This is a genomic window from Actinomycetospora sp. TBRC 11914, from assembly GCF_012933465.1.
Lineage (GTDB): Bacteria > Actinomycetota > Actinomycetes > Mycobacteriales > Pseudonocardiaceae > Actinomycetospora.
This window is the reverse complement of record NZ_JABBND010000002.1, coordinates 57770-82487: the sequence shown is the minus strand read 5'-3', so window position 1 is coordinate 82487 and position 24718 is coordinate 57770. Positions and strand designations below refer to the sequence as shown.

The following is a 24718-nucleotide window of genomic DNA, read 5'->3' as shown; positions in this document are numbered from 1 at the left end:
GGCATGCGGATCATCGCGATCGAGGAGCACGCCTTCCCGAAGGACCTGGACCTCCCCGGCGGGATGGGCTCGGGCATGCCCGGCGTGCTCGACGAGCTCGACGACCTCGGCGAGGGCCGGGTCGCGGTGATGGACGCGGCGGGGGTCGACGTCCAGGTCCTCTCGGTGCTCGGCCACGGCATCCAGGAAGCCGGCGCGGCGGGGGTCGGATTCGCCCGGGCGGCGAACGACCGGCTCGCGGCCGCCGTGCGCGAGCACCCCGGCCGGTTCGCCGCCTTCGCCACGCTGCCCCTGGGCGACCCGGCGGCCGCCGTCGAGGAACTGCGGCGCACCGTCGGCGAGGCCGGCTTCGTCGGGACGATGCTGTTCGGCCAGACCCACGGGCGCTTCCTCGACGACCCCGAGTTCGCGCCCGTCCTCGCTGCCTGCGCCGAGCTCGGCGTGCCCCTCTACCTGCACCCGGCGCCGCCCCCGCCCGCCGTCGCCGACGTGTACTACGCCCGGCTCCCGGAGGGCGCCGGACCGACGCTGGCGACGGCCGGCTGGGGCTGGCACGCCGAGACCGGGATGCACGTGCTGCGCCTCGTGGTGACCGGCACGTTCGACGCCCACCCGGACCTGCGGATCGTCGTCGGGCACATGGGCGAGAACCTGCCGTTCTCCCTCGCCCGGGCCGACGAGCGGCTGAACCACGCCAGCCGGGGCGAGCGGTCGGTGTGGCGCACCGTCCTCGACCAGGTGGTGATCACGACGGCGGGCTACACCACCGCGCCGCCGCTGGTGTGCGCGCTCGCGACGTTCGGCCCGGAGCGGATCCTGTTCTCGGTCGACCACCCGTTCGCCGACTCGCGGGAGGCGACGTCGTTCCTGACCGACGCCGCCCTCGACGAGGCCGATCGCGAGCGCATCGCCCACGGCAACGCCGAGGCGCTGCTCGGCCTCTGAGCCGAGCCTCCTGTGAGCTGGTCGGTCTCTGAGCCGGCTCGACGCTGAGCCGGCTCGTGGGGTCAGGGCGCGCAGGTCCGGCAGACGCGGCGCTGGGCGTCGAGGTCGAGACCGGACGTCCACGCGCGCACGACCTCCACGCCGAGCGCCGTCCAGCTCTCCGGGACGCCGGCGCACCGGTGCTGGTGGACCGTGCCGTCGGCCAGGGCCCGGCGCAGCGACTGGACGGCGTCGCGGACGCGGGCCGCGACGTCGACCTCGGGCGAGCCGGCCGGGGCCGGGATCGAGGCTGGAGCGGGGACGGCGGTGGCCTGCGCCGGGACGAGGGCGACGGCGGGGCGGAGATCGTCGGAGATGGTCACGGGTCCATCGACGGCGGCGCCGCGCGCGGTCTTGAGCCTGCCCCCGGACGCGGTGGAAGGGCCGACCGTGGCGCAGCGCTCCCCCGGTCGCCGATCACGCCGCTGATCGGCTCACGCGGCGTCGCGGCCCGGCCCGGCCCGCGCGGCGGGTCCTCGTCCGCCACGCCGTCGCCGGTGACGGCGGGTCCCCGAACGGTCGAGCGCCGGGCCCGCGACGGAGCACTGCGCGACCGGACGGCGCCGGTCCGACGCCACCCGAAGGCGTGATCTTCCTGCGTCCGGGTTTCACGAGATCATCACAGCGTCTGGCCGCCGTCGATGGTGATCGTCTGGCCGGTGATCGCCCGGGACGTCACCAGCCCGACGACGGCCGCGGCGACGTCGTCGACCGTCGTCTCCCGCCCGACGATCGCGTTCGCGGCGAGCCGGTGCCCCTGCTCCTCCTTGCCGGCCCACCAGCGCGTCATGACCAGGCCCGGCCACACCTCGTTGACCCGGACCGGCGCGAGCGCGTTGGCGAGCGCGCGCGTGAGCCCCGACAGGGCCGCCTTGGACACGACGTAGGGCACCGACGAGCCGCGCCCCGACGAGACCGACGCGCTGCCCACGTTGACCACGCAGCCGTCGTCGGCGGCGCGCAGGTCCTCCGCCGCGGCCCGCGCGCAGTGCCAGGCCGAGAGCGTGTTCAGCCGGAAGAGCCGCTCGAAGACCTCGTCGGTGGCGCCCTCGAGGTCGTCCAGCGCGATGTGCTCGGTCCCGCCCGCGTTGTTGACCAGCACCGACACCGGCCCGAGGTCCGCGCGGACGTCGTCGAGCAGGCCGCGCACCGCGGTGTCGTCGGTGACGTCGGCCCGGAACGCCCCGGCGGTGCCGCCCGCGGCGCGGATGCCGTCGACGGTGGCGGCGGCGTCGTCGGCCGAGCGGCTGTAGACGACGGCCACCGGGTGGCCGAGCCCGGCGAGCGCTTCCGCGACGGCCCGCCCGATGCCCGTTCCGCCCCCCGTCACCAGCGCCGTCATGAGGTCCTCCGCACCGTCGTCGTCGACCGGACGACGATGATGGTCCCGTGGATCCCCGACCCGCCGCGACCGCGGTGAACGCCGACGCCCGCCCCGCCGTGACCGTCCGCGACGTCCGCCCCGAGGACGTGCCCACGCTGGTCCGGTTCGTCCACGAGCTCGCCGAGTACGAGCGTGAGCCGGAGTCGTGCCTGCTGACCGAGCAGCAGCTGCACGCCGCGCTGTTCGGCGACCGGCCGGCGGTCTTCGGGCACGTCGCCGAGGTCGACGGCGTCGTCGCCGGCACGGCCCTGTGGTTCATGACGTTCTCGACGTGGACCGGGGTGCACGGGATGCACCTCGAGGACCTCTACGTCTCGCCCTCGCACCGGCGCTTCGGCATCGCCCGGGCGCTGCTGGCCCGCCTCGCCGCGACCTGCGCCGCCCGCGGGTGGGCCCGGCTGGAGTGGGCGGTGCTCGACTGGAACACCCCGGCGCTCGACTTCTACGCCACCCTCTCCTCGACCCCGCAGGACGGCTGGACCACCCACCGCGTCGATGGCGACGCGCTGGCTGCCCTGGCCGCGCGCGACCGCTAGGTCGGTGGCCCGCTCTCCCGGAGGAAGACGACGGTGTTGTCGCGGTAGGACCGCACGCTCGCGTCGAACGACCCGCTGCAGGTGATCAGCCGCAGTTCCGGGCCGGCGGTGCCGGCGTAGACGTCGGCGGTCGGGAACGCGTCCTTCGGGAACGAGCGCGTGGCGTAGACGATGAACGGTACGGTCCGGCCGTCGTCGCGGGTGACGGTGACGGTGTCGCCGGGGGCGAGGGCGCCGAGCCGGAAGAACACCGAGGGGCCGTTCTCGGCCGAGTCGATGTGCCCGATGATCACCGACGGCCCCTGCTGCCCCGGGGTGACCGAGTAGCGGTACCAGGCGGCCAGGTCGTAGAGCGGGCCCTTGGCCGGGACCTCCATGGTGTGGTCCGGGTTCAGCCCGACGGAGGCCACCCGCGAGTCGACGCCGATCTTCCCGATGACGATGCGCGCGGGCGGGGACGGCGGCGGCCCGGCGGGAGTGGTCGGGTGCGGGGGCGCGGTCGTGGCGGGGGCCGGCGCGGGCAGCGCGCCCGCGTCGTGCTCGGCGGGCGCGTGCTGCTGGCCGAGCAGCGCGGCCACGATCGCGCCGATCCCGACCAGGGCCAGCACCCCCGCGAGCACCAGGAGCGCCCGACGGGTCCGGCCGGAGGGCCGGGCGGCGGGCTCGCCCGGTGGGGGGTCGGACGGCGCCGGGGCCGGGGCCTCGGCGCCGTCCGGGGTCGTTCCCGTGCTCAGTCCTGCGTGCGACGACGGCGGGTCGCGACGACCGCGATGCCGCCCGCGGCCACCAGCGCCACCCCGCCGACGCCGAGCAGCTCGCCGTGCTCGACGCCCGCGGTGCTGCCCGCACCGGTCTGCACGCCACCGGATGGCGTCTGGCTGGGGGCACCGCCGGTGGTCGAGCCGGAGCCCGACGTCCCGGACGTGCTGCCGCCGGACGTCCCGGACGTCCCGGACGTGCTGCCGCCGGCGGTCGCGCCACCGGCCGTGCTGCCGCCCGCCGTCGCGCCACCCGCCGTGCTGCCACCCGCCGTCGCGCCACCAGCGGTCGCGCCACCGGCCGTGCTGCCACCCGCCGTCGCGCCACCAGCGGTCGCACCACCGGCGGTGCTGCCGCCCGCGGTCGCGGCGGTGCTGCCGCCGGCCGTCCCACCCCCCGCGGTGCTGGTGCCCGCGGTGCTGCTGGGCGGCGGTGGCGGCGTCGCCCCGCTCGAGCACGCAGCGAGCGCGCCGACCGACAGCGTCGCCGCCGCGACCACCATCCCGGCGCGGGTCACGGTCCCTCGCGTCATGACAGTCCTCCCCGTCTCGTCCGGCCCGTTCTCATGGGGCCAGGTCTCGTCCAGGTCACGAGTCGAGGAGTTCTTACCCGCTCCGCGGGGGCTCACACAGCACGCACGCCGCCCGACCACAAGGCCCCGGCGTGTTCTCTCATCCGTCGTTCAGCGTTCGCCGGGCGCAGCGGCGGGACAGCCGGGTCAGGCCGCTCCGGGGAGCTTCTCGCCGGCCTCCACGGCGACGTCGAGCACGTTGTCCGCCGGCGGCAGCGGGCAGGTCGCGTACGCGGTGAGGGCGCACGGCAGGTTGACGGTGCGGTTGAGGTCGACCACCACCGTGCCGTCGGGCGCCGGGTCGTCCGTGCGCAGGATGCGGCCGCCGCCGTAGGTCGTGGAGCCGTTGGTCGCGTCGCGGAAGTGCAGCGAGAGCCCGCCGCCCTTGCCGGCGAGGGCCACGAGGCGGCGTGGGGAGCCGGCCACGTCGAAGGTCACCGTCCCGATCGCCGTCGGGAAGTGCTGCAGGCCGTCGACCACGGCCCCGACCGTGATCCGCTGCGGCGTGTCGTAGGCCTCGAAGCGACCGGTGACCACCCATCGCGGGTCGACGGGGAAGTGCGGGACGCCGTCGAACGCGGCGCGCGTGGTGGCGCGCGGGTCACGGACGCGCAGCGCGTAGGAGTCGGTGCGCCGGGCGAGCTCGACCACCCGCTCCCCCACCGCGACGAGGACCCCGGGCGCGCCGTCGACGGGCGACACGCTGCGGGTGCCGTCGACCGGCTCGCCGTCGACCGAGACGCCGTCGTCGGCCGACGCCGTGATCTCGACGGTGCCGTCGCCGGGCGCGCGCCACGTGCCCGGCAGGTCGGCGATGGCCCGCGGGGTCTCGTCGAGCCACTCGAGCGCGGTGAGGGAGAGCCAGCCGTGGGGCTCGCGCAGCGTAGCCTCGCGCTCGTCGTGCCAGCGCTGCCAGTCCGCCTGCAGCGTCCGGTGGTCCTCGGTGACGGTCATCGGGCGTCCTCCGGGTCTCGGGTGTGCTCTCCGGCACAACCGCCCGCACCTCCCGGGGATTCCGACCGTCGCCGCCACCTACGGGCCGCCGCGCACGGGGCACGACCCGGCGGGGCGACCCGGAGGCGCCCCACCGGGTCCGCCCGCGGCTCAGGCGTCGACGACCGGCGCGCCCTCGGCGGCCTTCTGGACCGACTCGCAGCCCTTCTTGGCGGCGGCCTTGGACTCGTAGGCCTCGCCCGACGCGACGATCTGCCCGTTGCTCGCCTTGAGGCGGAACCGGAACTTCCCGGAGCGGTCCTCGTAGACCTCGAACTTCCCAGACATGCGCCTGCCTCCCCGCTGTGTCGTCAACGTGCTGGTCAGGACGGACGCTAGCGCCGAGGGCACCGGGCCGGAACTCCTCTCACCCGGCGCGTCGGGAACCGTCGGAAACTGTCGGGAAGCCTCAGAGCGCCGTCCGGACGGAGTAGAGCTCCGGGAAGAAGGTGAGCTCGAGGGCCCGGCGCAGGAAGTCCGCTCCGCTCGAGCCGCCGGTGCCGGTGCGGAACCCGATCGTCCGCTCGACGGTCTTGAGGTGCCGGAAGCGCCAGAGCTGGATGTTCTCCTCGATGTCGACGAGCTCCTCGCAGGTCTCGTAGACGTCCCAGTACCGGTCGGGGTCGGCGTAGATCGCGCGGAACACCTCGACGAGGCCGGGGTGCTCGACGTGGGCCGCGCGCACGTCGCGCTGCAGCAGCTCGTCGGGCACGGGGTGGCCGCGACGTGCGAGCAGCCGGAGGAACTCGTCGTACAGGCTGGGGCGGTCGAGGGCCTCGGTGAGGATCCGGCGAGCCGTCTCGTCGTCGGCGAACAGCTCGAGCATGGCCTCGTTCTTGTTGCCGAGCACGAACTCCACCGCGCGGTACTGGTAGCTCTGGAACCCCGACGACGTCCCGAGGAACCCCCGGAACTGCCCGTACTCGCTCGGCGTCAGCGTGGCGAGCACCGACCACTGCTCGATGAGCTGGCGCTGCACGTGCTTGACCCGGGCCAGCCGCTTGAGCGCGAGCGGCAGGTCGTCGCGGGCGAGGTCGTCGCAGGCGGTGGTCAGCTCGTGCAGGGCGAGCTTGAGCCAGAGCTCCGAGGTCTGGTGCTGGATGACGAACAGCAGCTCGTCGTGGTGCTCCGGGCGCGAGAGCGGGTGCTGGGCCGCCAGCAGCTCGTCGAGGTGCAGGTAGCGGCCGTACGACAGGTTCCCGGTGAAGTCCCGGACGATCCCGGACTCCAGGGGCCGGGTGCCTCGCTCGGTGCTCATCCCCCGCCCACCTCCTCCCGCTCCTCGCCGCAGCGGGGGCACCGGTCCGGCGCGGCCCCGTCGTCGTCGGGATCCGGCATCGCCCCGCAGGACGGGCAGAGCAGGTGCATCCAGCAGACGGGGTCGCCGCCCTCGGGCTCGTACTCGGTCCGCTCCACGCTCACGACGACGATCCTGCGCGCCCGGACGGGTCGGCTGCCAGACTCGATCCGCCGCGGTCCCGGTGGCGCTGCACGCGACGAGGAGGCGGACGATGCGTCTGGAGACCCTGCTGCCGCTGGGGAAGGTCGACCCGGGGCTGCGGGCCCCGGAGGCGCCCCTGGACCTCGGCGGCGTCGCGGCGACCGCGGCGTTCCTCGAGGAGATCGGCTACGGCGGGCTCGCCGTCGAGGAGACCAAGGACGACCCGTTCGTCGTGCTCGCCCTCGCGGCCGCGGCGACGCGGCGCCTGCGGCTCACCACCGCCGTCGCCATCGCCTTCCCCCGCAGCCCCACGACGACGGCCCTGCACGCCTGGACCCAGCAGAAGCTCTCCGGCGGCCGGTTCACCCTCGGGCTCGGCACCCAGGTCCGCGGGCACATCCGGCGGCGCTACGGCCTGGAGTGGCACCCGCCGGCCCCGTGGATGCGCGACTACGTCCGGGCGGTGCGGGCCGTGTGGCACACCTGGCAGACCGGGGAGCGGCTCGACCACCACGGCGAGCACTACGACCTCGACCTCATGGTGCCGCTCTTCGACGCCGGCCCGATCGAGCACCCGGGGATCCCGGTGCACCTGGCCGCGGTGAACACCAACATGTGCGCCGTGGCCGGGGAGGTCGCGGACGGCATCCGGCCCCACCCGGTGTGCACGCCGAGCTACATCGCCGAGGTCATGCTCCCGGCGGTCCGGCGCGGCGCCGCCCGCTCGGGCCGGTCACTCGACGGGTTCCGCGTCGCCATGAAACCCCTCGTGGCGTCCGCCCGGACCGAGGAGGAGCTGCAGGTCAAGATCCGCGACGCCCGCGCCCGGATCGCCTTCTACGCCTCCACCCCGGGCTACCGCGCGGCGTTCGACCACCTGGGCCTGGGCGACCTCGCCACCGACGCCAAGGAGCTCTCCAGGGCCCAGCGCTGGGAGGAGCTGCCCGCGATGATCGACGACGCGACCCTCGACCGGTTCGCCGTCATCGGCACCTACGACGACATCGGCGAGCGGCTGCTGGAGCGGTACTCGGGCGTGGTGACCGACGTCGAGTTCTCGATCGCGGTCAGCCCCGACCCGGAGCACCACGAGGCCGACCGGAAGACCCTGCGGACCCTGGCCGCGGTGGTGCAGGGTGCCGACGACGAGGCCGCACGCGCGGAGATCACGGGTGTCCGAGGGGAGACAGCGGGTGTCTGACGACGAATCGGTGCACGTCGAGACGGACGGCGGGGTCACGGTCATCACCCTCGACCGCCCGCAGGCGCTCAACGCCCTGAACTCGGCGGTCGCCGTCGCGCTCGGCGGGGCGCTGGAGGCCGCGGAGCAGGACGAGGCGGTGCGGGCGATCGTCGTGACCGGGACGGGCCGGGCCTTCAGCGCCGGCGCCGACCTCAAGGCCGTCGCGCAGGGCGACTCGCTCACCGACCCCGACCACCCGGAGTGGGGCTTCGGCGGGTTCACCCGGCACCCGCTCTCGACGCCGACGATCGCCGCCGTCAACGGCCTGGCCTTCGGCGGCGGCCTGGAGCTCATGCTCTTCTGCGACCTCGCGATCGCCGACGAGGACGCCCGGTTCGGCCTCCCCGAGGTGACCCGCGGGCTGGCCGCGGGCGCGGGCGGGCTGGTGCGCCTGCCGCAGCGCATCCCGCGGGTGGTCGCGCTGGAGATCGCGATGACGGGCGCGCCGATCAGCGCGGCGCGGGCCTACGAGCTGGGCCTCGTGAACCGGGTCGCGCCGGCCGGGACCGCCCTCGACGGGGCGCGGGCCATGGCCGCCACGATCGCCGCCAACGCACCCCTGGCCGTGCGGGAGTCGCGGGCGCTGATGCTGCGCGCCGTGCACGCCGACGAGGACGACGACGCCATCTGGGACGACAACGCCGCCGTCATGGGCCGGATCTTCTCCAGCGAGGACGCGAAGGAGGGCCCTCGGGCGTTCGCCGAGAAGCGTTCGCCCGTCTGGACCGGCCGCTGATCACGGTGACCTCGTCGTCGTCCGGTCGACACCGGACGGCAACGCCGGTGACCGACGCTTCGGCGCCATGACCAGTACCGCACCCGATCCCGTCCAGCTCGCCGTCACCGACACGACCACCGCCGAGTGGCAGGACTTCCCCGTGCCGGCGATCGGGGCGGTGCTCGAGCACGTGCCGCTCCTCGACGACCCGGACACCGGCATGCAGGTGATCAAGATGGTGTACCGGGCCGGGTTCACGAACCCCTGGCACACCCATCCCTGCGGCCACGGGATCTACGTGCTCTCGGGGACGCTGAACACCCACCAGGGCACCTACGGCCCGGGCAGCTTCGTGTGGTTCCCCGAGGGCGGCTCGATGGAGCACGGCGCCACCGACGACGCCGACTGCACCTTCCTGTTCATCACCAACAAGCCCTTCGACATCCACCACCTCCACCCCACGGAGTGAGGCGGACCGCTCAGGACGTCGGCTGCTCGCCCCGCGGGGCCGGGCGGTAGCCGGAGCATCCGCGAGCCAGGCCCGGGCGGCTGTCGTGGTGACCGAGTGGGCCCTGAGGGTTGCCAGAGCAGCCGTGGACGCCCACTCGGTGGCGCCCCGGGCCCGGTCAGAGCCCCAGCTCGGCCGATTCGGCGTCCCCCATCCAACCGCGTTCGCGAAGCTCCACGACCCGGGGGCGGGCCACCTCCACCGCTCCCGACGAGCCCTGGTGGAGCGCGAGGAGCAGGCCGTCGCCAGCGACCTGTAGCCAGCCGCCCGGTGGGAACTCCCGGAGCACGACGACGACCGCGGGCCCGTCGCCTCGCGCCACCGCCCTGCGCAGCTCCCGACGGGGATCGAGCACGTCCATGGCGCGCAGTCTGCACCCGCCGAGCGACATCAGGCCGCGTCGCTGACGGTCTGCCAGGGGCGGTTGTGGCGTGGTCTTTGCTGGGGGTCGATGTAGGCGGGTGGGGTGAACCAGGGCAGCCCGTCGACCATGTCGACGTGCCAGCCGGAGTGGTGGATCAGGCTGTGGTGGTAGCTGCAGAGCAGCACGCAGTTGTCGAGGCTGGTGTCGCCGTCGTCGGCCCAGTGGCGGATGTGGTGGACCTGGCAGCGGCGGGCGCGGCGGCGGCAGCCGGGGTGGGCGCAGTGGCGGTCGCGGGCGATTACGGCGCGGCGCAGGGCGCGGGTGACCAGGCGGTGGCTGCGGCCCAGATCGAGGGGTTCGCCCTGGGTGCCCAGGACGAGGGGGATCAGTTCGGCGTCGCAGGCCAGTCGTCGGGCGGTGTCGGGGCGGATCCAGGTGTTCTCGCCGAGCAGGGCGAGTCGGCCGGTGTGGCCGTCGCCGGGGCTGGTGGTGGCCTCGGGCAGGCTCGACAGGGCCTGGCGCAGGGTTTGGTAGTTCAGGGTGAGGGTGAGCGCGACCCGTTCCCCACCTTCGACGTCGGCGCGGGTCCAGCGCGGCGGGCCCTGACCTGGCGGCGCCCCCTCACCAGGTGGCGTGGCGTCCCCGCCGGCGCGCGGGGCAGCGGGGACGTCGTCGGCGCCTGCCGCATCGGTGTCCTCGCTGTCGTCGGCGCAGCCTTGGCCGGCGCAGCCTTCGTCGGCGGAGCCTTCGACGGCGCTGTCGTCGATGTCGGCGGCTGCCTCGTCGGGGTCCTCGCGCTCACCGGGGTCGGCGTCGAGGTCGGGGAAGATCCCGGCGTCGGTGGTGCCCTCCGGCTCGCCATAGTTGGGCTGGCCGGGCTGGCCGGGCTGGCCGGGCTGGCCGGGCTGGCCGGGCTGGCCGGGCTGGCCGGGCTGGCCGGGCTGGCCGGGCTGGCCGGGCTGGCCGGGCTGGCCGGGCTGGCCGGGCTGGCCGGGCTGGTCGGGCTGGTCGGGGGTGTTGAGGCCGCGGGTGAGGGCTTCGGTGGCGAGGTCGAGCAGGGCGTGGGCGCGGCGGGCGGGCAGGGTGCGCAGCGCGGCCTCGTCGGCGCTGTAGCCCCGCGGCCCGGCGCCGGTGCCCGTGCCGGTGCCGCCGCTGATTGCGGTGTTGGGGGCGGGGTGGTCGTCGGGGACCTGGTCCGGTGGTGGGGTCGCCGCGGTCAGCGCGGTGTGCAGGGCTTCGGCGGCGGCGGGGTCGCGGTAGGTGAACCGGCCGACCAGACTGCCGTTGCGCCGCCGCAGGTAGTGCAGCTCGTTGTCCGGGGCCGGGGTGTCGGTGGGGGCGGTGCCATCGGGGTCGAGCAACGCCAGGATCGCGGTCGCGGCCTGGGCCAGCGCGGCGGGGCTGTGGGTGGCCGCCAGCGCCGCGAGCTCGGTCTCGGTGGTGGCCAGCACCTCGGCGGGCAGGGCGGGTTGCACGAGCCCGAGGCGGTCCATGCTCCGGCGGATCACCTCGACGTGGCCGGGCCCGATCACCCCGGCCCCCACCTGTTCGGCGGTCGCGGGCAGCTCCGCCGCCACCACCGCCCCGGACGGTGACACCGACGCCGTCAACACCCGGGCGTGGCGGGCCAGGCGGGTGGCTTCGGCTGGGTCGATGCGCAGCTGGTCCTCCAGCAGCCGGGAGGCGTACCGGTAGCCGGACTCGGCCAGCGCGTCCGACGCCGCCAGCGCCGTCAGCGCCCGGTAGCAGCGGGCGTGGGCGTGCCGCAGCACCGTCCACGCCGCCGACAGCTCGGCGAGCACCGCCCGCGACGCCGCCGACACCCCGCCGTCATCGTCGTCGGCCGCGGACACCCCCGGCACCACCCACCCGGGATCGGGGTCGGGGCCTTCGGAGCGGTCGAGCTCGGCGTCGATCAACGCGGAGAGCTCGTCGTCGATCCAGCCACCCCATTCCTCTTCGGGCAGCGGGCCGCGCAGCGAGGCGTCGAAGGCCGCGAGCTCGGCGTCGAGCACCGAGTCCGGGATGTCGTCCTCCCATCCGGGAGGCTCAGCAGGAGCGGCCACGCACCCAGTATCGAACACGTGTTCGAACGAGGGAAGCCGACAGACGGCGCAATTCGATCTCGGCGAATGGATCATCCTCGACCCGGGCACGACCACGGCGATCCACGTCGGAGTCGTCGATCGCAGCAGGAGATCCAAGATCACGTCCTGCCGCCCACGAGGCGCCTCGCGGGACGACGACGCCATCCCGGCCCGGAGCTGAGTAGTTCCCCGCTCCCGAGCCCGGGCACGTCCCGGCAAGGTCCCAGACCGTGGCCACCGTCCTGACCTGGATCAACGTCGTTGCCCTGCTCGGCGTCGGCGGACTGTTCACGCTCTACGCGCTCATCCCCTTCGCGATGGCCAACGACGATCCCCGGTGCGGCCCGCTGTTGCGCCACGGCGTCCTGCAGCTCGCGGGACTCGGCGGACTGGCAGCCTCCGTGCTCCTCGGCGCGTGGGTCGCCCACCACGCCGTCGACCACGCCGGCTGGACCGCGATCGGCGTCGGCGCCGCCGGTTGGGGTGCCTGGGTCGGCGGCGTCGTCCTGACGATGACGCTCTTCTTCACGGTGAGCGCCCTCGACACCGCCGTCGCCGAACGCCGACGCCGCGCGGCGTCGAGCCGGGATTGACGAGCCCCGAGGCCCGGGTGGACGTCACGACGAGCCGCGAGCGCGTCCGGGTCGAGCTCGGCCGACTGCTCGAGGAGCACACCGCGGACCTGCCGGCGGTCGACCGGTCACCTACCGTCGACGCCGTGCCGTCGTTCGCCGAGGCCAGGGCACTGGCCGAGCTGACGCTCGCCGAGCACCTCCCGGACCGGTGGCGGCACACGCAGGCGGTCGTCCGGGAGGCGGTGCGGCTCAGCGCACTCCCGGAGGTCGACCGGGAGCCGCTGCTCGTGGCCGCCGTGCTGCACGACGTCGGATACTCCCCGGTCGTCGCCCGCACCGGCTTCCACCCGCTCGACGGTGCCCGGTTCCTGCGGACGCGGGGCTACGACGCGCGCTGCACCGCCGTCGTCGCCCACCACAGCGCCGCCGCCGTCGAGGCCCGCGTACGGGGGCTCGACCACGAGCTCAGACGGTACGACGACGAGGCCACCCCGACCCGCGACGCCCTCTGGTGGTGCGCCGCGGTGTGCGGACCCACCGGCGACCCGACGACGCCGGACGACCGGTGGACCGAGATCCGTCGCCGCTACGGGCCGGACCACGCCGTCACGCGGTTCCTCGACGGGGCCGAGCCGCAGCTGCGCGCCGCGGTCGCCCGCACCGGCGCGCGCCTGGTCGCGGCCGGCCTGGCCCCGGCCGGTCCGGACGCAGCAGCTCCGGACGCGGCCGGCCCGGACGCAACAGCCCCGGACGCGGCCGGCCCGGACGCAACAGCCCCGGACGCGGCCCGCTAGCGCTCCACCTCGGCGGCTCCGTCAGCGGCACCATCACCGTCTCCTCGGCGACGAAGATGACGCTGCGGCCCGCTCCGCCGATCGCGGACTCGCGGGCGGTCGCGCCCTCCGCCGTCGAGAACACGTCCCGCGCCGAACGCTCGGAGTCGAACCAGACCTCGGCGACCCCGTCGAACTCCTCGTCCTCGGAGACAGCCATGGTGATGTGGTAGCCGACCACACCGGGCCACCGCTTCACCTTCGGCGCGTGCTCCTCGAACCACCACCGGCGGAAGTCCTCGAAGGACGTGCCCTCGGGGCGCTTCAGGATGCCGATGACCTCGAACATGCCGAGTGGATACCCCTCATGACGACGGTTCCCCGGCCACGAGCCGCTGGTGCGCCGCGACGGCGGCGAGCAGCGACCGCTCGGCGTCCTCCCGGGCGTCCCCCAGCCCGACGAGCAGCGTGACGGCGAGCTCCGCCATCGTCGCGAGCCCGCCGCCCGGCTCCCCGAACGCGCCCGCGAGCTCGAGCAGGACGTAGCCGTGGGTCGCGCTGAGGAACTGCCGGGCCACGGGGAGCGGCTCCGCCGGCCGCAGCCGGCCCGCGTCCACCATCCGCGACACCGAGCGCACGAGGACGTCGAGCGCCGTGCGCCCGTCCCCGACGGCGAGGTGGGTGGCGGCCATTGTCGTCTCCACCGGCACGTGGTGGCGCAGCGACGGATCGGTGACCCCGAACATCGCGCGGTAGAGCGACGGCCGGGCGAGCGCCCAGTCCGTGTAGGCCCACCCCTTGACCAGGTGGTCGGCGACCGGGTCGTCGCTCTCGGGGACGGCGTCGACGTGGCCCGCCAGCCCGACGAAGCCCGCCGCGACCGCCGCCTCGATGAGGCCGGGCATCCCGCCGAACAGGGTGTAGAGGGCCTGGGTCGACGTCCCGACCTCCGCGCAGACCTCGCGCGCCCGCAACGCCTCCACCCCGTGGTCCGCCACCGACCGCACTGCCACCGCCACGAGCCGCTCCCGTAGCTCGGCCTGGACCGCGCTCCTGGTCATGACGTCGTTATAGCAGCGTTGCGCCGACCCTTGCCCTACCGGGACGGCACCGCCATGATGCCGTCATAACAGTGTTTTAGCAGTCCAGAGGAGGACAGTCGTGCAGGACGAGTACGACGTGGCGATCGTGGGCGGCCGGTGCGCGGGCGCCTCTCTGGCGATCCGGCTGGCCCGCGCGGGCCTCCGGGTCTGTGTGCTCGACCGCGCCCGCTTCCCCAGCGACGTCCCCTCGACCCACGGCATCCAGCCGGCCGGAGCGACGATCCTGCGCGAGCTCGGGTGCTTCGACACCCTGGCGGCGCGCACCGACCCGATCGTGCGGGGAACCGTCGTCGTCGACGACGCCCGCATCGAGTTCGACCGCGGCGACGAGCTCCTCGGTGCGCCGATGCTGAACGTGCGCCGCGGCGTCCTCGACGCGGTGCTCCTCGACGCGGCCCGGGCGGCCGGCGCGGAGGTCCGGACCCGCACCGTGGTGACAGGGCTGCGCCACGAGCGCGGGCGGGTCGCCGGAGTCGTGACGCCCGACGGCCCGGTGCCCGCCCGGTTGGTGGTTGGCGCCGACGGGGCCGGCTCGACGGTCGCGCGGCTCGTGGGCGCCGGGGAGTACTGCCGCACGCCCGCCGAGCGGGTCTTCCTCTGGGGCTACTTCGAGGACACCGACCACCCGCCCGGCCACGTGTGGCTCGGGCGGATCGGCGACCACGGCTACCTGGCCAGCCCGACCGACGGCGGCGCGTTCCTGGCCGTCGTCGCCGCCTCGCGCCGGCGTCGGGCCGAGGTGCTCTCCGACCGACCCGGGGCGTTCGCCGAAGGGCTCCGGAGCTGGCCGGAGCTCGAGGCCGTGGTCGCCGGGGGACGCCGGACGGGCCCCCTGCACACCGTCCCGGACCGCGACGGGTTCTTCCGCCGCTCGGCGGGACCCGGCTGGGTGCTGGTCGGGGACGCCGGGCACGTCAAGGACCCGACGCCGGGCCAGGGCATCGCCGACGCGCTGCGCCAGACCACGGCGCTCGCCCCCGCCGTCGTCGCCGGCCTCGCGGACGGCGACGACGACGCCGACCTCGACGCCGGACTCCGCCGCTGGTGGACGTGGCGCGATCGCGACGCCTGGGCGATGTACTGGTTCGCCCGCGACCTCGGTGCCGCGGGCCCGGTCCCGCTGCTCACCCGTGAGGTGATGCGACGGGTGGCCGCCGATCCCCGCCGCTGCCGGACCCTGCTCCGGGTGCTCAACCACGACGTGCCGCCGGGCGATCTCCTCACCGCGCCGCTCGCCCTCGGCGCCCTCGGTGGAGCGCTGCTGCACCGGCCCGGCGAGCGGCGCCGGCTCCTGCGGGAGGCGCGCGCCGCCGTCGTCGACGAGGTCCGCCACCTCCGGCCGCCGCGGGCGGCCTGAGCGGGGCACGCCGCACTCAGGCCTCGACGACGGCCGGCCCTCCGCTCGACTTCGCGGGTCCGTTGCGCAGGAACAGGGCCAGCACGACACCGACCGCGGTGAGCGCGGCGGTCACGATCATGAGGTTGTCCAGCCCCGTCACGAACGCGTCCGACTGCACCTGCGTGTAGGACATGTACTGCTGGAGCATCGGCGACATCCCGCCGCTGGACGCCCCCGAGGCCGCCGAGGACGCCGCGGACGCCGTGGAGGACGCCGCCCCCGACGACGGCGAGCGCAGCCCCATCATGCCGCCGACGTCGGCGGCCTGCTGGGCCTCCTTGCTGCTCAGCAGGGCGGTGAGCGCCGCGAGCCCCATCGCGGACGCGGTCCGCTGCGTGACGTTGTTGAACGCCGACGCCCCGGTGACGTGCTCGGGCGGGACCGCGGAGATCCCCCCGGTCATGATCGGCATCATCGCGAGCCCCATGCCGCAGGCGCGGAACATGAGGATCCACCGCAGGTCGCTCCACGGGGTCGTCGTGGACAGGTCGTGCAGCATCCAGGTCCCGATGGCGAGGATGGTCAGCCCGACCACCGCCGGTATCCGTGGGCCGAAGCGGTCGTAGATCCGGCCGGCGATCGGCATGAGGACGCCCATGACGAGCGCCTGCGGGAGCAACAGCAGACCGGTGTCGAACGCGCCCAGGTCCTGGGTCTGCTGCAGGAACAGCGGGATGAAGAACAGCACGCCGAACAGGCCCACCGAGAGGACGGTGATCAGCAGCAGCGAGTTGGTGAACGCCCAGTACTTGAACACCCGGACGTTGAGCAGCGGCTGGTCGACCTCGAGCTCGATGACGACGAACGTGGCGAGCGCGAGCGCCCCGTAGGTGAAGAGGATCATCACGCGGTAGGACGTCCAGCCCCAGGACTCGCCCTCGGAGAGCGCCAGGAGCAGCGAGAAGAGCCCGCTGGCGATCGCGACGAAGCCGAGGACGTCGAACTTCTTGCCCTTGGTGCCCTTCGGCAACGGCAGGAGGAAGAGCGCCGCGATCGCGCCGACGATGCCGACCGGGACGTTGATGAAGAAGATCAGCCGCCAGTCGACGTACTCGACGAGGTAGCCACCCAGGGTGGGCCCGACGGCCGGGGCGAACACGATGCCCAGCCCGTAGAGCCCCATCGCCGCGCCGATCCGCTCCCGCGGGACGAGCTGGTACACCATCGAGAGCGCGACGACCGGGATGATCCCGCCCGGGATCGCCTGCAGGATGCGGAACACGATCATCGAGTTGAGGTCCCAGGCGAGCCCGCACAGCGCGGACCCGAGCCCGAACCCGATCAGCGACATCACGTAGGCCCGGCCGAGCCCGAGCCGCTCCCCCAGCCATGCGCTGACCGGCACGATGACGCCCAGGGCGAGCGAGTACGCCGTCGAGACCCACTGGATGTCGTCGGTGGTGACCCCGAAGTCCTTCTGCATGGACGGGATCGCGACGTTGACGATGCTGACGTCCAGCACCGACATGAACATCCCGGTGACCAGGACGAGCAGCGAGATGATCCACGGCGTCGACGCGGCCCGGGACCGGACCGGCGATCCCGACGGGGTCGGCGGCGGGGCCGGAGGGGCGGGCGCCTGCGGGGGCGCGGTCCTGACGTCCTGCTCGGCCGGCTCGGTGAGGGTGGTACCCGGAGCCGTCGGTGTGGTCGTCACCAGAGAATTGTGACACCGATTCACCCGGACCAAACCCGAGCGCGGGCCCGGTCGAGCCCTCGCACACCTCCGTAAGGTCCCGGGGTATGGCCGTGAACCCCTCCGGACCGGACATGAAGGCATTTCTCGCCGAGAATCCGGACCAGCCGATCGTCATGCTGAACCTGCTGCGGTTCGCCGACCGCGGCGCCGAACGCTACGACGAGTACATCGCCCATTTCCGGACATTCGCGGAGAAAGTCGGCGCCAGCATCGTCTACTTCGGGCACGGGGCCCGGGCGGTCGTCGCCGAGCCCGGCCAGGAGTGGGACGCGGTGCTGCTCGTCTCCTACCCGAGCCGCCGGGCCTTCTCGGACATGGTGCGCGACCCCGGCTACCAGGAGGGCACGCACCTGCGCACCGAGGCGCTCACCGAGGCGGTGCTCCAGCCGACGATCCCGCGCTAGTCCCCGGCGCTCCGGTCACCGCCCCCGGAACATCGGCTCCGAGCATCGGCTCGGGGTCGTCGGGCAGCGCGAGCGTCCGCCGGGCGGTCGCGCGGTGACCGAGGAAGACCGGCCGGTTGGCGTGGCCGAACAGGAGCGGCAGCAGCTCGGCCGCGCGCACCGTGCCGTACCAGCCCGACGCGGCCGGACCCTCGCCGAACGCCGTCACCGGGTCCGGGCGCACGGTCGGGCCGGCGACGACGAGCGGGGTCGGATCGCCGGTGTGCAGCACGCCGCCCGTCGACGGCGTGGCGTGGTCCCCGGTGACGGCGACGACGGCGCGGTCGGCGAGGTCGAGCAGCCCGGCGAGCCCCGGGTCGGCCGCCTCGAGGACCTCCAGCTTGGCGCGGGGCTCCTTGGTGTGGCCGGCGTCGTCGGTGGCCTTGGTGTGGACGTGGACGAACCGCGCGCCGGCCGCGATCAGGTCCTCGGCGCTCGCCAGTCGCGCGGCCAGGTCCTCCCCCGCGTCGGCGACCGGCGCGAGGTGCCGGGCCGCCATCCCGAGGAGTCGCGCCAGGCCCCGGTAGAGCCGGGTGCTCGTCACCGCCGCACCCGCGACCCCGCTCCGGTCGACGAAGCCCGGGACCTCCGCGCGCGTGCCCGACCACTTCGTCGTCAGGACGTCCAGCGGCGGGCGCGCCCACCGGGCCCGGTTCACCGGGTGGTCCCGCAGGGCGTCGCGGGTGTCGTGGAGCAGCGCGTTCAGCACCTCGGCGCTCGAATCGGCACCGCCGCCGGCGCCGCCACCGGGCCCCGACTCCGGGGAGCAGGCCAGCACCCGCAACCACGGATGACGGTCCTCGAAGAACGGGTCGGAGTCGGTGACGGCGCCGTCGGCGTGCCCGTGCAGGACGAGCAGCGCCTCACCCCGGCCGCCGAGTGGCACCAGCTCCGCGCCGTGGCGGGCGACCACCGGCGCGAGCACCTCGAGCAGCGCCGCCGCGTCGGCCGCGTCCCGGGCGTCCGACGCGACCCGCCCGGTGATCCACACCCGCCCGTCGTCGCCGACCGTCGACGACCGCAGCGCCGCGTGCGTCACCGCCGTCCCCCGCGGCACGTCGACCCCGGCCCCCAGCGCCTCGAGCACCGCCCGCCCGGGGAAGGGCACCTCGGCGAACCCGAACATCGCCCAGTGCGCCAGCTCCGACGCCGGCGCCCGGCCCCACCCGAACGGCAGGTGCCAGCCCGAGCAGCCGCGGGCGGCGAGCGCGTCGAGCGCCGGGGTGTGCGCCGCCTCGGCCGGGGTCCGGCCGCCGAGCTCCGGCACCGGCCGGTCCCCCAGGCCGTCGAGCACGACGAGCACGACCGGCAGCCGGTCGTCGACCAGGCGGGGCTGCGTCTCCCCCCATCCCGGGGGCCGCGATCCCGGCGCGCTCACCGCTCCGCCAGCAGCGCCCGCAGCACCGGCACGGTCGTCGTCGGGACCATGGTGACCCAGGACCCGTCGTCGAACCCGGCCCGGATCGCGGCGGCGTCGAGCTTGGCCGCCGGGTCGCCGTCGAGCACCGTGACCGCGTACCCGCCCGCCTCGAGCCGTGCCGCCTTGTCCTTCTCCCAGGGCGAGTAGGCGCGCACGTAGTGGCGCGCGTGGCGCGGGACGTACTCCGGCCAGAGGTGCGGGCGGGTGAGGTCGAAGGGGACGACGACGGCGCGGTCGGCCATCCCCGCGCCGGTGAGCGCGGCGGTGAGCAGGCGCAGCCGCTCGAAGTAGGTGAAGGGGTTGGCGGCGTCGGTGTGGCGGTGCGCGGACGTCGCCTCCTCGCGGCGGGCGCCGGTGTCGGGGTTGGTGACGGCGACGACGAGCTCGTCGTGGTGGCGCAGGGCGTGCGCGAACAGCTCGAGGTGCTGGCCGTGCACCGGCTGGAAGCGCCCGGTGACCGCCGCCAGGCTCATCGGTGGTCCCGGCGCAACAGTCCCCGCGCGATCGCGTTGCGCTGGATCTCGACGGTGCCCGCGGGGATCCTGAGGTTGCGCGCGAGCCGGAAGAGCTTCTCCTCCGGGGAGCCGAGCCGCAGGCCGGTGCCGCCGTGCACCTGGACCGCCCGGTCGGCGACCCGGAAGAACGCCTCGTCGTTGATCACCTTGATGAGGCTCATCAGGCGGGGGGCCTCCGGGTGCAGCGGCATCCCGTAGGGCCCCCCGGGCAGCTCGTCGAGCTCGACCTGCGCCCGCAGCGACGCGGCCCGCGCGGTGTACACGTCGGCGTCCATGTCGGCGAGCATGTGCTGCACCGCCTGCAGCTCCGCGATCGGCTTCCCGCCCGAGGTCCGGGTGGCCGCGCGGTCGAGCGCGCGCTCCAGGAGCCACGCCCCCCACCCCGCGCACATCCCGCCCCGGCACATCCGCCGCCAGTTGATCCACGCCATGGCCAGCGCGAACCCGTCCCCGGGCTCGCCGACGACGTCCTCGGCCGGGATCCGCACCCCGTCGAAGTGCAGCTCGCCGGTGAGGCCGTCGTCGAGCATCGTCGGGATGTCGCGGCCGCGGGTGACGCCGGGGGCGTCCGCGTCGACCAGGAACATCGTCAGCGAGCGGGTGCCCGCGCCGGGCTCGGTCACGGCGGTGACCTGCAGGACGTCGGCGAAGTGGGCGTTGGTGATCCACGCCTTGCGGCCGTCGAGCACCCACGAGTCCCCGTCGCGGCGCGCGTGCGTCTCCATCGCCAGCACGTCGGTGCCCACCGAGATCTCGGTGTTCGCGAACGCCGCCGTGATCTCGCCGGCCACCAGGGGCTCGAGCCAGTGCTGCCGGGCGGCGGGTGAGCAGTGCTCGATCGCCGCGTTGGGGCCCTCGGTCCAGCCCAGCGCGGCGAGCCCGAGCCCCAGGCCGCTGCGGTGGTAGACGAACTCCTCGACGTGCTGCATCTCCGCGCGGGTGAACCCCCCGCCGCCGCACGCCTCGGAGACGTGCGGGGCGTAGAGCCCGGCCTTGGCCGAGCGCCGCTGGACCTCGCGGCGCGCCTCCCACACGGCCGGGTGCATCCGCCCGTCCTCGTCGAGGCGCGGGTTGTACGGCGTCCCGACGTCGAGGCGCGCCAGTTCCTCCTCCGCGGGACCCACCTCGACGGTCAGGAAGGTGGCGAACCGCTCCCGGTAGTGCTCGACGCGGTCGGTGAGCCCCGCTACGCTCGTCATGGTTCGTAACCTAGGCCCGTGCCGCTGCTCTCCGCCGGGTCCTCGGTCCTGCTGGTGATCGACCTGCAGGAACGCCTCATGCCGGCCATCGCGGGCGCGGCCGACGTCGTCGAGCAGTGCTCACGGCTGATCCGCGCCGCGACGCGCCTCGAGGTCCCCGTGACGACCACCGAGCAGGACCCGGACAAGCTCGGACCCACCGTCGGACCGCTGGCGGCCCTGCTGCCGGCACCCGCCGTCGCGAAGTCGACGTTCGCCGCGGACCTGTCCTTCCCGACGGCGACCCCGACGACGACCCCAACGACGGTGGTCGTCTGCGGCTGCGAGGCCCACGTCTGCGTGCAGTCCACGGTGCTCGCGCTGCGCGCCTCGGGTCACGGCGTGGCCGTGGTCGCCGACGCGGTCGGCAGTCGCTCGCCGGCGGACCGCGACGCCGCCGTGGCGCGGATGCGCGACCACGGCGTCGACGTGGTGACCACGGAGATGGTCGTGTTCGAGTGGCTGGGGACCAGCCGGAACCCGGCCTTCCGCGAGGTGCAGAAGCTGATCAAGTGAGAGCGCGGAGGCCGGGTCCGGCCGGTCACTTCACGAAGCGCGAGATGAACTCGAGGCAGGTGCGGGCGACCTCCTCCCACCCGGAGTCGATCGTCAGGGAATGGCCGCGACCGGGAATCTCGGTGAACTCCGTCTCGACGTGCGTGTTGCGCTTCTGCGCCTCGTAGGTGGCCCACGCGATCGCGTGCGGCGCCTGGTGGTCCAGCTCCCCGGAGACCACGAGCATGGGGCCCCGGTCGCTCCCGGTCTTCTCGGCCCGGACCTCCGTGGCCGGGTTGAGATTGGCGAACGCGGCCTGGAAGAGCGGGATCCCGGAACCCGCGACGTGGTACTGCTCGTACAGTTCCCGGGCCTCCTCCTCGCTCACCGCGTTGGCGAACCCGTAGCGGAACTGGTCGAACGTGAGCGTCACCGCGCGGTGACGGTTGGCGGGATTGGCCAGCACCGGTGCCCCGGCCTTCAGCGCCGCCACCGGGAGCGGCAGCACCCCCCGGGAGGGTGCGGGGTCGACCGAACAGGTCGCCGCGGACAGCCCACGGCCGGCGAGGATCTGGACCAGGACCCCGCCGAAGGAGTGGCCGACGAGGGCCGGCTTCCGGTCGAGGCGCTCGATGATCATCTGCTGGTAGGCGGCGACGTCACCGACGCTCTTGCCCGCGAAGACCTCCGGGTTCGCGTGGGCCTCCTCCACCGAGCCCGGGTCGTCGGGCCATCCCGGGGTGACCGCGACGTAGCCGGCGTCCTCGAACAACGCCGCCCACCGGTCCCAGCTGCTGTCGAGCAGCCAGAGCCCGTGCACGAACACGACGGGCTGCTTGCCGGATGCGTTGGCGCGGTCGATCTCCTGCTGTTCGCCGGTGGTGGGGGCCGTGTACGGCTCGCTCATCGGTCGCTCCTCCGGAGGAATCGGGATCAGTGCCCCGACCATGGACAGAGCGGCCCTTTCCGGGTGGACTGTCCCTGCACGGCGCTGTGCGGATCGTGCCGATCTCGCCACCCATCGACGTTTCGTACGTATTCGGGTGCGCACCGTGAGGAGACGACGCCGTGGCCCTGACGCTGAGCATCGCCGACGTCGCCGCGCGTGATCGCGTCGATTTCCTGTACGACACCGTCTGGAACAACGTCCTCCCGGTCGAGATGACGTTCACCCCGGATCCCGTGGACATCGACGTCGAGTTCCGGGTCACCGAGGCAGGTCCGATCAACCTGTCGTCGGCCCGGTCGAGCGCCAACGCGCTGTACCGGACCCCGGCCCTGGTGCGCCGCGACCACGTGCCCCAGCTCTTCCTCGCGGTCCAGACCACCGGGACGACCGTCGTGAGCCAGGCCGGGAGCCAGGCCGTCCTCCGCCCCGGGGACATGGTGGTCTACGACAGCACGCGCCCCTACTCGGTCGAGAACCGCGAGCTCACCGAACTGCACTACGTGCGGATCCCGCGCGACGCCCTCGCGCTCCCGTCCCGACGGCTCGAGCCGCTGCTCGGCGTCCGGATGGGCCCCGACACCAACCCGCTCGCCGCCGCCGTCGGGTCGTTCTTCACCACGCTCGCGGCGACCTCCGCCCTCGACCGGCCGGACGCCGCCCGGGCGGTCGCGGGCCCCGGCATCGACCTCGTCCGGGCGCTCCTCGCGGTCCAGGCGGGCGACGACGACACGGCCCCGGCCGCGCTGGAGGGCTCACTCGTGGCGCGGGTGCGCCGGTACGTGGCCGATCACCTCACCGAGCGCGACCTCACGCCCGGGCGGATCGCCGCCGCCCACCACGTATCGCTGCGCCACCTGTACGCGGTCCTGGCCCGGGAGGGGGTGGGCCTGCACGCGACGATCCAGGAGCAGCGCCTCGACGGGTGCGCACGGGCGCTCCGGGACCCGACGCAGGCCCACCTCGCCGTCGCGATCATCGGGAGCCGCTGGGGCTTCGTCGACCCGTCCCACTTCGGGCGGGCCTTCAAACGGGCCTACGGAATGACGCCCAACGAGTGGCGTCGCACCCGTCCCGACACCGGCTGAGCTCAGGGCGCCCAGGTGCGCAGCTGCGCTGATTACGTGACCGTCCGGTGGCGGGCCTCGGCCCGCGCGTCGGCCTTCGCGGCCTCCCCGGTCTCGACGGCGATCGTCTCGGCGTCGGCCTCCGCGGCGTCAGCGTCCGGGGCGGGGAGGCCGGCCGACCCGAGGAACAACACGTAGAAGAGCGTGATCAGCACGGCGAGGTCCATGAAGCCCAGCGCGTCCCCGTGCAGCGACGTCCCGGCCGCCGGCTCGTGCAGCACCGTGCCGGCGAAGGAGAAGTAGTACGCGAGGAACGTCAGCGCGCCGAGCACGAGGGTGACGACGAAGCGCACCGCGTCGTTCGCGACCGCCCCGAGGTGGGTGGGCTTGTTGCCGAAGACGTTGCCCCAGGCGATCATCCAGAACACCCAGCAGACCCCGAGCTCGGCCGCGTACTCGGTGACCCCGTCACCGAGGGCGGCGACGTTGGCCGGTCCCATGAGCAGCCGCGCGAGCCCGCCGACGACGAAGTACAGGACCGTGCCGAACACGATGTTGCCGACGAAGGAGAGGGCCGCGACCCGCCCGGGCGTGCCGGCGAGCGACCACGGCCGGTTCTCCCACAGCAGACCGGTGATGACGACACTCACGATCAGCGAGTAGAACCAGCCGATGAGCGTGGTCGTCTCGATGAGCGCGGTGCCCTTGTCGGCCCAGGTCGCGACGTTCGGGACGGCGAGCACCCCGTAGACGACGAGCGTCGGCAGGACGAGCGCGCCGATCTCGGCGAGGCCGAGCCAGGGCTGCTCGAGACGCCCCGCCCACGGCCAGTGCATCCAGTTGATCGCTGCCGTCACGTAGAAGAAGAACGCGAACAGCACGATGAGCTGGCCCATGGTGAATCCCGCGCCCTCGGCGCGGGACGCCGCGAAGCTCGGGTCGATCGCACCCCACCCGAAGGCCAGCAGCACCGTCACCAGCGCCGCGACCACGAGCACCACGACGATGCCGACGAGGCCGCGCGTCGGCTGGGGCAACGACGCCGGCCCCGTCCAGCCGCAGTTGAACGCGATCCAGACCGTCGCGATGACCGACCAGAAGAGCGCGGCCTCGAAGGGCTGCGGGTAGGAGCCGACCGGGCTCCACTGCGGGTCGACCAGCAGCCACCACAGCAGGACCGAGACGACCAGCACGATGACGACGTTCGCGATCCCGAACGCCCACCACGGCAGGCCCTTCCTCCCCTGCGTCGCGGTCCCTGGATCGGACTCGTGGATCGTCGACATGAGCGAACCTCGGCGTTCTCTCGGGCACGGTGATCGAATTCAGAATACAGAATGTATGTGATCGATACCATAGTTGGACAGCACTCTGCTCACCGTCCGCCACCCGACGATCACCGACCGTCCAGAACGACGACGACCACCCGCCTCCGGGTCGCGACCCGGAGGTGGGTG

The 24718-nt window shown here is 74.2% G+C and carries 28 protein-coding genes and 1 pseudogene; 11 read left to right on the top strand and 18 right to left on the bottom strand.

Going from position 1 to position 24718, the window contains the following annotated elements; translation table 11 throughout:
- Positions 1–3: 3 nt before the first annotated feature.
- On the top strand, positions 4–945 hold the full coding sequence (locus tag HH311_RS06290) for an amidohydrolase family protein (protein WP_169182773.1): 942 nt from the start codon (positions 4–6) through the stop codon (positions 943–945).
- Positions 946–1007: 62 nt separating this feature from the next.
- On the opposite strand, the gene HH311_RS06285 is transcribed toward HH311_RS06290, so the two are convergent.
- Together HH311_RS06285 and HH311_RS06280 are read right to left on the bottom strand one after the other, a co-directional pair.
- A complete protein-coding gene (locus tag HH311_RS06285) occupies positions 1008–1307 on the bottom strand; it encodes a hypothetical protein (RefSeq protein WP_169182772.1) in 300 nt (99 codons plus the stop codon).
- A gap of 296 nt (positions 1308–1603) precedes the next feature.
- On the bottom strand, positions 1604–2326 hold the full coding sequence (locus tag HH311_RS06280) for an SDR family NAD(P)-dependent oxidoreductase (RefSeq protein WP_169182771.1): 723 nt from the start codon (positions 2324–2326) through the stop codon (positions 1604–1606).
- A 47-nt stretch (positions 2327–2373) separates the two neighbouring features.
- Here HH311_RS06280 and HH311_RS06275 point away from each other — a divergent pair, with 47 nt between their 5' ends.
- Positions 2374–2904, top strand: a complete 531-nt coding sequence (locus HH311_RS06275) for a GNAT family N-acetyltransferase (RefSeq protein ID WP_312029978.1) — start codon at positions 2374–2376, stop codon at positions 2902–2904.
- On the opposite strand, the gene HH311_RS06270 is transcribed toward HH311_RS06275, so the two are convergent.
- The 6 genes from HH311_RS06270 to HH311_RS06245 all read right to left on the bottom strand — a co-directional run bounded on the left by HH311_RS06270 (position 2901) and on the right by HH311_RS06245 (position 6649).
- Positions 2901–3524, bottom strand: a complete 624-nt coding sequence (locus tag HH311_RS06270) for a class F sortase (protein WP_312029977.1) — start codon at positions 3522–3524, stop codon at positions 2901–2903. The two genes, HH311_RS06275 and HH311_RS06270, sit on opposite strands and share 4 nt — an antisense overlap.
- A gap of 110 nt (positions 3525–3634) precedes the next feature.
- Positions 3635–4195 carry a hypothetical protein gene (locus HH311_RS06265; RefSeq protein ID WP_169182709.1) on the bottom strand — a complete coding sequence of 187 codons (561 nt, stop codon included), beginning with the start codon at positions 4193–4195 and terminating at the stop codon, positions 3635–3637.
- Positions 4196–4381: 186 nt separating this feature from the next.
- A complete protein-coding gene (locus HH311_RS06260) occupies positions 4382–5188 on the bottom strand; it encodes a DUF1684 domain-containing protein (RefSeq protein WP_169182770.1) in 807 nt (268 codons plus the stop codon).
- Positions 5189–5338: 150 nt separating this feature from the next.
- Positions 5339–5515 (bottom strand): YegP family protein, encoded by a 177-nt coding sequence (locus HH311_RS06255; protein WP_169182769.1) that lies wholly within the window; start codon positions 5513–5515, stop codon positions 5339–5341.
- A gap of 121 nt (positions 5516–5636) precedes the next feature.
- Positions 5637–6485: a tryptophan 2,3-dioxygenase gene (locus tag HH311_RS06250; protein ID WP_169182768.1), complete on the bottom strand. Its 849-nt coding sequence runs from the start codon at positions 6483–6485 to the stop codon at positions 5637–5639.
- On the bottom strand, positions 6482–6649 hold the full coding sequence (locus tag HH311_RS06245) for a hypothetical protein (RefSeq protein ID WP_169182767.1): 168 nt from the start codon (positions 6647–6649) through the stop codon (positions 6482–6484). Before HH311_RS06245 ends, HH311_RS06250 begins: the two co-directional genes overlap by 4 nt.
- A gap of 89 nt (positions 6650–6738) precedes the next feature.
- On the opposite strand from HH311_RS06245, the gene HH311_RS06240 reads away from it, so the two are divergent.
- From HH311_RS06240 to HH311_RS06230, 3 genes are all read left to right on the top strand, one after another.
- Positions 6739–7869, top strand: coding sequence for a TIGR03617 family F420-dependent LLM class oxidoreductase (locus HH311_RS06240; RefSeq protein ID WP_169182766.1), 1131 nt, complete (start codon positions 6739–6741; stop codon positions 7867–7869).
- On the top strand, positions 7862–8647 hold the full coding sequence (locus tag HH311_RS06235; protein ID WP_169182765.1) for a crotonase/enoyl-CoA hydratase family protein: 786 nt from the start codon (positions 7862–7864) through the stop codon (positions 8645–8647). The genes HH311_RS06240 and HH311_RS06235 overlap by 8 nt, the downstream gene beginning before the upstream one ends.
- 67 nt (positions 8648–8714) lie before the next feature.
- Positions 8715–9098 (top strand): cupin domain-containing protein, encoded by a 384-nt coding sequence (locus HH311_RS06230; RefSeq protein WP_169182764.1) that lies wholly within the window; start codon positions 8715–8717, stop codon positions 9096–9098.
- Between the two features lie 157 nt (positions 9099–9255).
- Here HH311_RS06230 and HH311_RS06225 read toward each other — a convergent pair whose 3' ends face one another.
- Together HH311_RS06225 and HH311_RS06220 are read right to left on the bottom strand one after the other, a co-directional pair.
- Complete coding sequence (locus tag HH311_RS06225) at positions 9256–9498, bottom strand: hypothetical protein (RefSeq protein ID WP_169182763.1); 243 nt, start codon at positions 9496–9498, stop codon at positions 9256–9258.
- Between the two features lie 29 nt (positions 9499–9527).
- Positions 9528–11567 (bottom strand): HNH endonuclease signature motif containing protein, encoded by a 2040-nt coding sequence (locus HH311_RS06220; protein ID WP_169182762.1) that lies wholly within the window; start codon positions 11565–11567, stop codon positions 9528–9530.
- A 251-nt stretch (positions 11568–11818) separates the two neighbouring features.
- Here HH311_RS06220 and HH311_RS06215 point away from each other — a divergent pair, with 251 nt between their 5' ends.
- Complete coding sequence (locus HH311_RS06215; RefSeq protein ID WP_169182761.1) at positions 11819–12181, top strand: hypothetical protein; 363 nt, start codon at positions 11819–11821, stop codon at positions 12179–12181.
- Complete coding sequence (locus tag HH311_RS31425) at positions 12178–12957, top strand: HD domain-containing protein (RefSeq protein WP_248292249.1); 780 nt, start codon at positions 12178–12180, stop codon at positions 12955–12957. The genes HH311_RS06215 and HH311_RS31425 overlap by 4 nt, the downstream gene beginning before the upstream one ends.
- A 49-nt stretch (positions 12958–13006) precedes the next feature.
- Here the strand turns inward: HH311_RS31425 and HH311_RS33680 are convergent.
- Together HH311_RS33680 and HH311_RS06200 are read right to left on the bottom strand one after the other, a co-directional pair.
- Positions 13007–13285, bottom strand: a pseudogene (locus tag HH311_RS33680) (EthD family reductase); the annotation flags it as partial.
- Between the two features lie 16 nt (positions 13286–13301).
- Complete coding sequence (locus HH311_RS06200; protein ID WP_169182759.1) at positions 13302–13997, bottom strand: TetR/AcrR family transcriptional regulator; 696 nt, start codon at positions 13995–13997, stop codon at positions 13302–13304.
- Between the two features lie 100 nt (positions 13998–14097).
- On the opposite strand from HH311_RS06200, the gene HH311_RS06195 reads away from it, so the two are divergent.
- The gene (locus tag HH311_RS06195; RefSeq protein WP_169182758.1) at positions 14098–15396 is read left to right on the top strand and encodes an NAD(P)/FAD-dependent oxidoreductase; all 1299 of its coding nucleotides are present in this window, start codon (positions 14098–14100) and stop codon (positions 15394–15396) included.
- 16 nt (positions 15397–15412) lie between these two features.
- Here the strand turns inward: HH311_RS06195 and HH311_RS06190 are convergent, their stop codons facing one another.
- Positions 15413–17095 carry a DHA2 family efflux MFS transporter permease subunit gene (locus HH311_RS06190; RefSeq protein WP_312029976.1) on the bottom strand — a complete coding sequence of 561 codons (1683 nt, stop codon included), beginning with the start codon at positions 17093–17095 and terminating at the stop codon, positions 15413–15415.
- Between the two features lie 86 nt (positions 17096–17181).
- On the opposite strand from HH311_RS06190, the gene HH311_RS06185 reads away from it, so the two are divergent.
- On the top strand, positions 17182–17541 hold the full coding sequence (locus HH311_RS06185; RefSeq protein ID WP_169182756.1) for a DUF1330 domain-containing protein: 360 nt from the start codon (positions 17182–17184) through the stop codon (positions 17539–17541).
- On the opposite strand, the gene HH311_RS06180 is transcribed toward HH311_RS06185, so the two are convergent.
- From HH311_RS06180 to HH311_RS06170, 3 genes are read right to left on the bottom strand one after another with little or no spacing between them, the layout of a single operon-like run.
- Entirely contained in the window at positions 17504–18958 is a 1455-nt protein-coding gene (locus HH311_RS06180; protein ID WP_169182755.1) for an alkaline phosphatase family protein, read from the bottom strand. The two genes, HH311_RS06185 and HH311_RS06180, sit on opposite strands and share 38 nt — an antisense overlap.
- A complete protein-coding gene (locus HH311_RS06175; RefSeq protein WP_169182754.1) occupies positions 18955–19473 on the bottom strand; it encodes an adenylyltransferase/cytidyltransferase family protein in 519 nt (172 codons plus the stop codon). The genes HH311_RS06180 and HH311_RS06175 overlap by 4 nt, the downstream gene beginning before the upstream one ends.
- A complete protein-coding gene (locus HH311_RS06170; protein ID WP_169182753.1) occupies positions 19470–20714 on the bottom strand; it encodes an acyl-CoA dehydrogenase family protein in 1245 nt (414 codons plus the stop codon). Before HH311_RS06170 ends, HH311_RS06175 begins: the two co-directional genes overlap by 4 nt.
- A gap of 18 nt (positions 20715–20732) precedes the next feature.
- On the opposite strand from HH311_RS06170, the gene HH311_RS06165 reads away from it, so the two are divergent.
- Positions 20733–21269: an isochorismatase family protein gene (locus HH311_RS06165; RefSeq protein ID WP_169182752.1), complete on the top strand. Its 537-nt coding sequence runs from the start codon at positions 20733–20735 to the stop codon at positions 21267–21269.
- Between the two features lie 25 nt (positions 21270–21294).
- Here the strand turns inward: HH311_RS06165 and HH311_RS06160 are convergent, their stop codons facing one another.
- A complete protein-coding gene (locus HH311_RS06160; protein ID WP_169182751.1) occupies positions 21295–22155 on the bottom strand; it encodes an alpha/beta hydrolase in 861 nt (286 codons plus the stop codon).
- A gap of 161 nt (positions 22156–22316) precedes the next feature.
- Here HH311_RS06160 and HH311_RS06155 point away from each other — a divergent pair, with 161 nt between their 5' ends.
- The gene (locus HH311_RS06155) at positions 22317–23282 is read left to right on the top strand and encodes a helix-turn-helix domain-containing protein (RefSeq protein WP_169182750.1); all 966 of its coding nucleotides are present in this window, start codon (positions 22317–22319) and stop codon (positions 23280–23282) included.
- A 32-nt stretch (positions 23283–23314) separates the two neighbouring features.
- Here the strand turns inward: HH311_RS06155 and HH311_RS06150 are convergent, their stop codons facing one another.
- A complete protein-coding gene (locus HH311_RS06150) occupies positions 23315–24547 on the bottom strand; it encodes a hypothetical protein (RefSeq protein ID WP_169182749.1) in 1233 nt (410 codons plus the stop codon).
- Positions 24548–24718 lie beyond the last annotated feature (171 nt).

What these genes read in the sequence shown, in the direction of transcription:
- HH311_RS06280 (WP_169182771.1), bottom strand. Translation starts at nt 2,326, where the DNA reads ATGACGGCGCTGGTGACGGGGGGCGGAACGGGCATCGGGCGGGCCGTC.
- HH311_RS06150 (WP_169182749.1), bottom strand. Translation starts at nt 24,547, where the DNA reads ATGTCGACGATCCACGAGTCCGATCCAGGGACCGCGACGCAGGGGAGG.
- HH311_RS06160 (WP_169182751.1), bottom strand. Translation starts at nt 22,155, where the DNA reads ATGAGCGAGCCGTACACGGCCCCCACCACCGGCGAACAGCAGGAGATC.
- HH311_RS06250 (WP_169182768.1), bottom strand. Translation starts at nt 6,485, where the DNA reads ATGAGCACCGAGCGAGGCACCCGGCCCCTGGAGTCCGGGATCGTCCGG.
- HH311_RS06230 (WP_169182764.1), top strand. Translation starts at nt 8,715, where the DNA reads ATGACCAGTACCGCACCCGATCCCGTCCAGCTCGCCGTCACCGACACG.
- HH311_RS06225 (WP_169182763.1), bottom strand. Translation starts at nt 9,498, where the DNA reads ATGGACGTGCTCGATCCCCGTCGGGAGCTGCGCAGGGCGGTGGCGCGA.
- HH311_RS06255 (WP_169182769.1), bottom strand. Translation starts at nt 5,515, where the DNA reads ATGTCTGGGAAGTTCGAGGTCTACGAGGACCGCTCCGGGAAGTTCCGG.
- HH311_RS06265 (WP_169182709.1), bottom strand. Translation starts at nt 4,195, where the DNA reads ATGACGCGAGGGACCGTGACCCGCGCCGGGATGGTGGTCGCGGCGGCG.
- HH311_RS06240 (WP_169182766.1), top strand. Translation starts at nt 6,739, where the DNA reads ATGCGTCTGGAGACCCTGCTGCCGCTGGGGAAGGTCGACCCGGGGCTG.
- HH311_RS06290 (WP_169182773.1), top strand. Translation starts at nt 4, where the DNA reads ATGCGGATCATCGCGATCGAGGAGCACGCCTTCCCGAAGGACCTGGAC.
- HH311_RS06185 (WP_169182756.1), top strand. Translation starts at nt 17,182, where the DNA reads ATGGCCGTGAACCCCTCCGGACCGGACATGAAGGCATTTCTCGCCGAG.
- HH311_RS06260 (WP_169182770.1), bottom strand. Translation starts at nt 5,188, where the DNA reads ATGACCGTCACCGAGGACCACCGGACGCTGCAGGCGGACTGGCAGCGC.
- HH311_RS06200 (WP_169182759.1), bottom strand. Translation starts at nt 13,997, where the DNA reads ATGACCAGGAGCGCGGTCCAGGCCGAGCTACGGGAGCGGCTCGTGGCG.
- HH311_RS06170 (WP_169182753.1), bottom strand. Translation starts at nt 20,714, where the DNA reads ATGACGAGCGTAGCGGGGCTCACCGACCGCGTCGAGCACTACCGGGAG.
- HH311_RS06175 (WP_169182754.1), bottom strand. Translation starts at nt 19,473, where the DNA reads ATGAGCCTGGCGGCGGTCACCGGGCGCTTCCAGCCGGTGCACGGCCAG.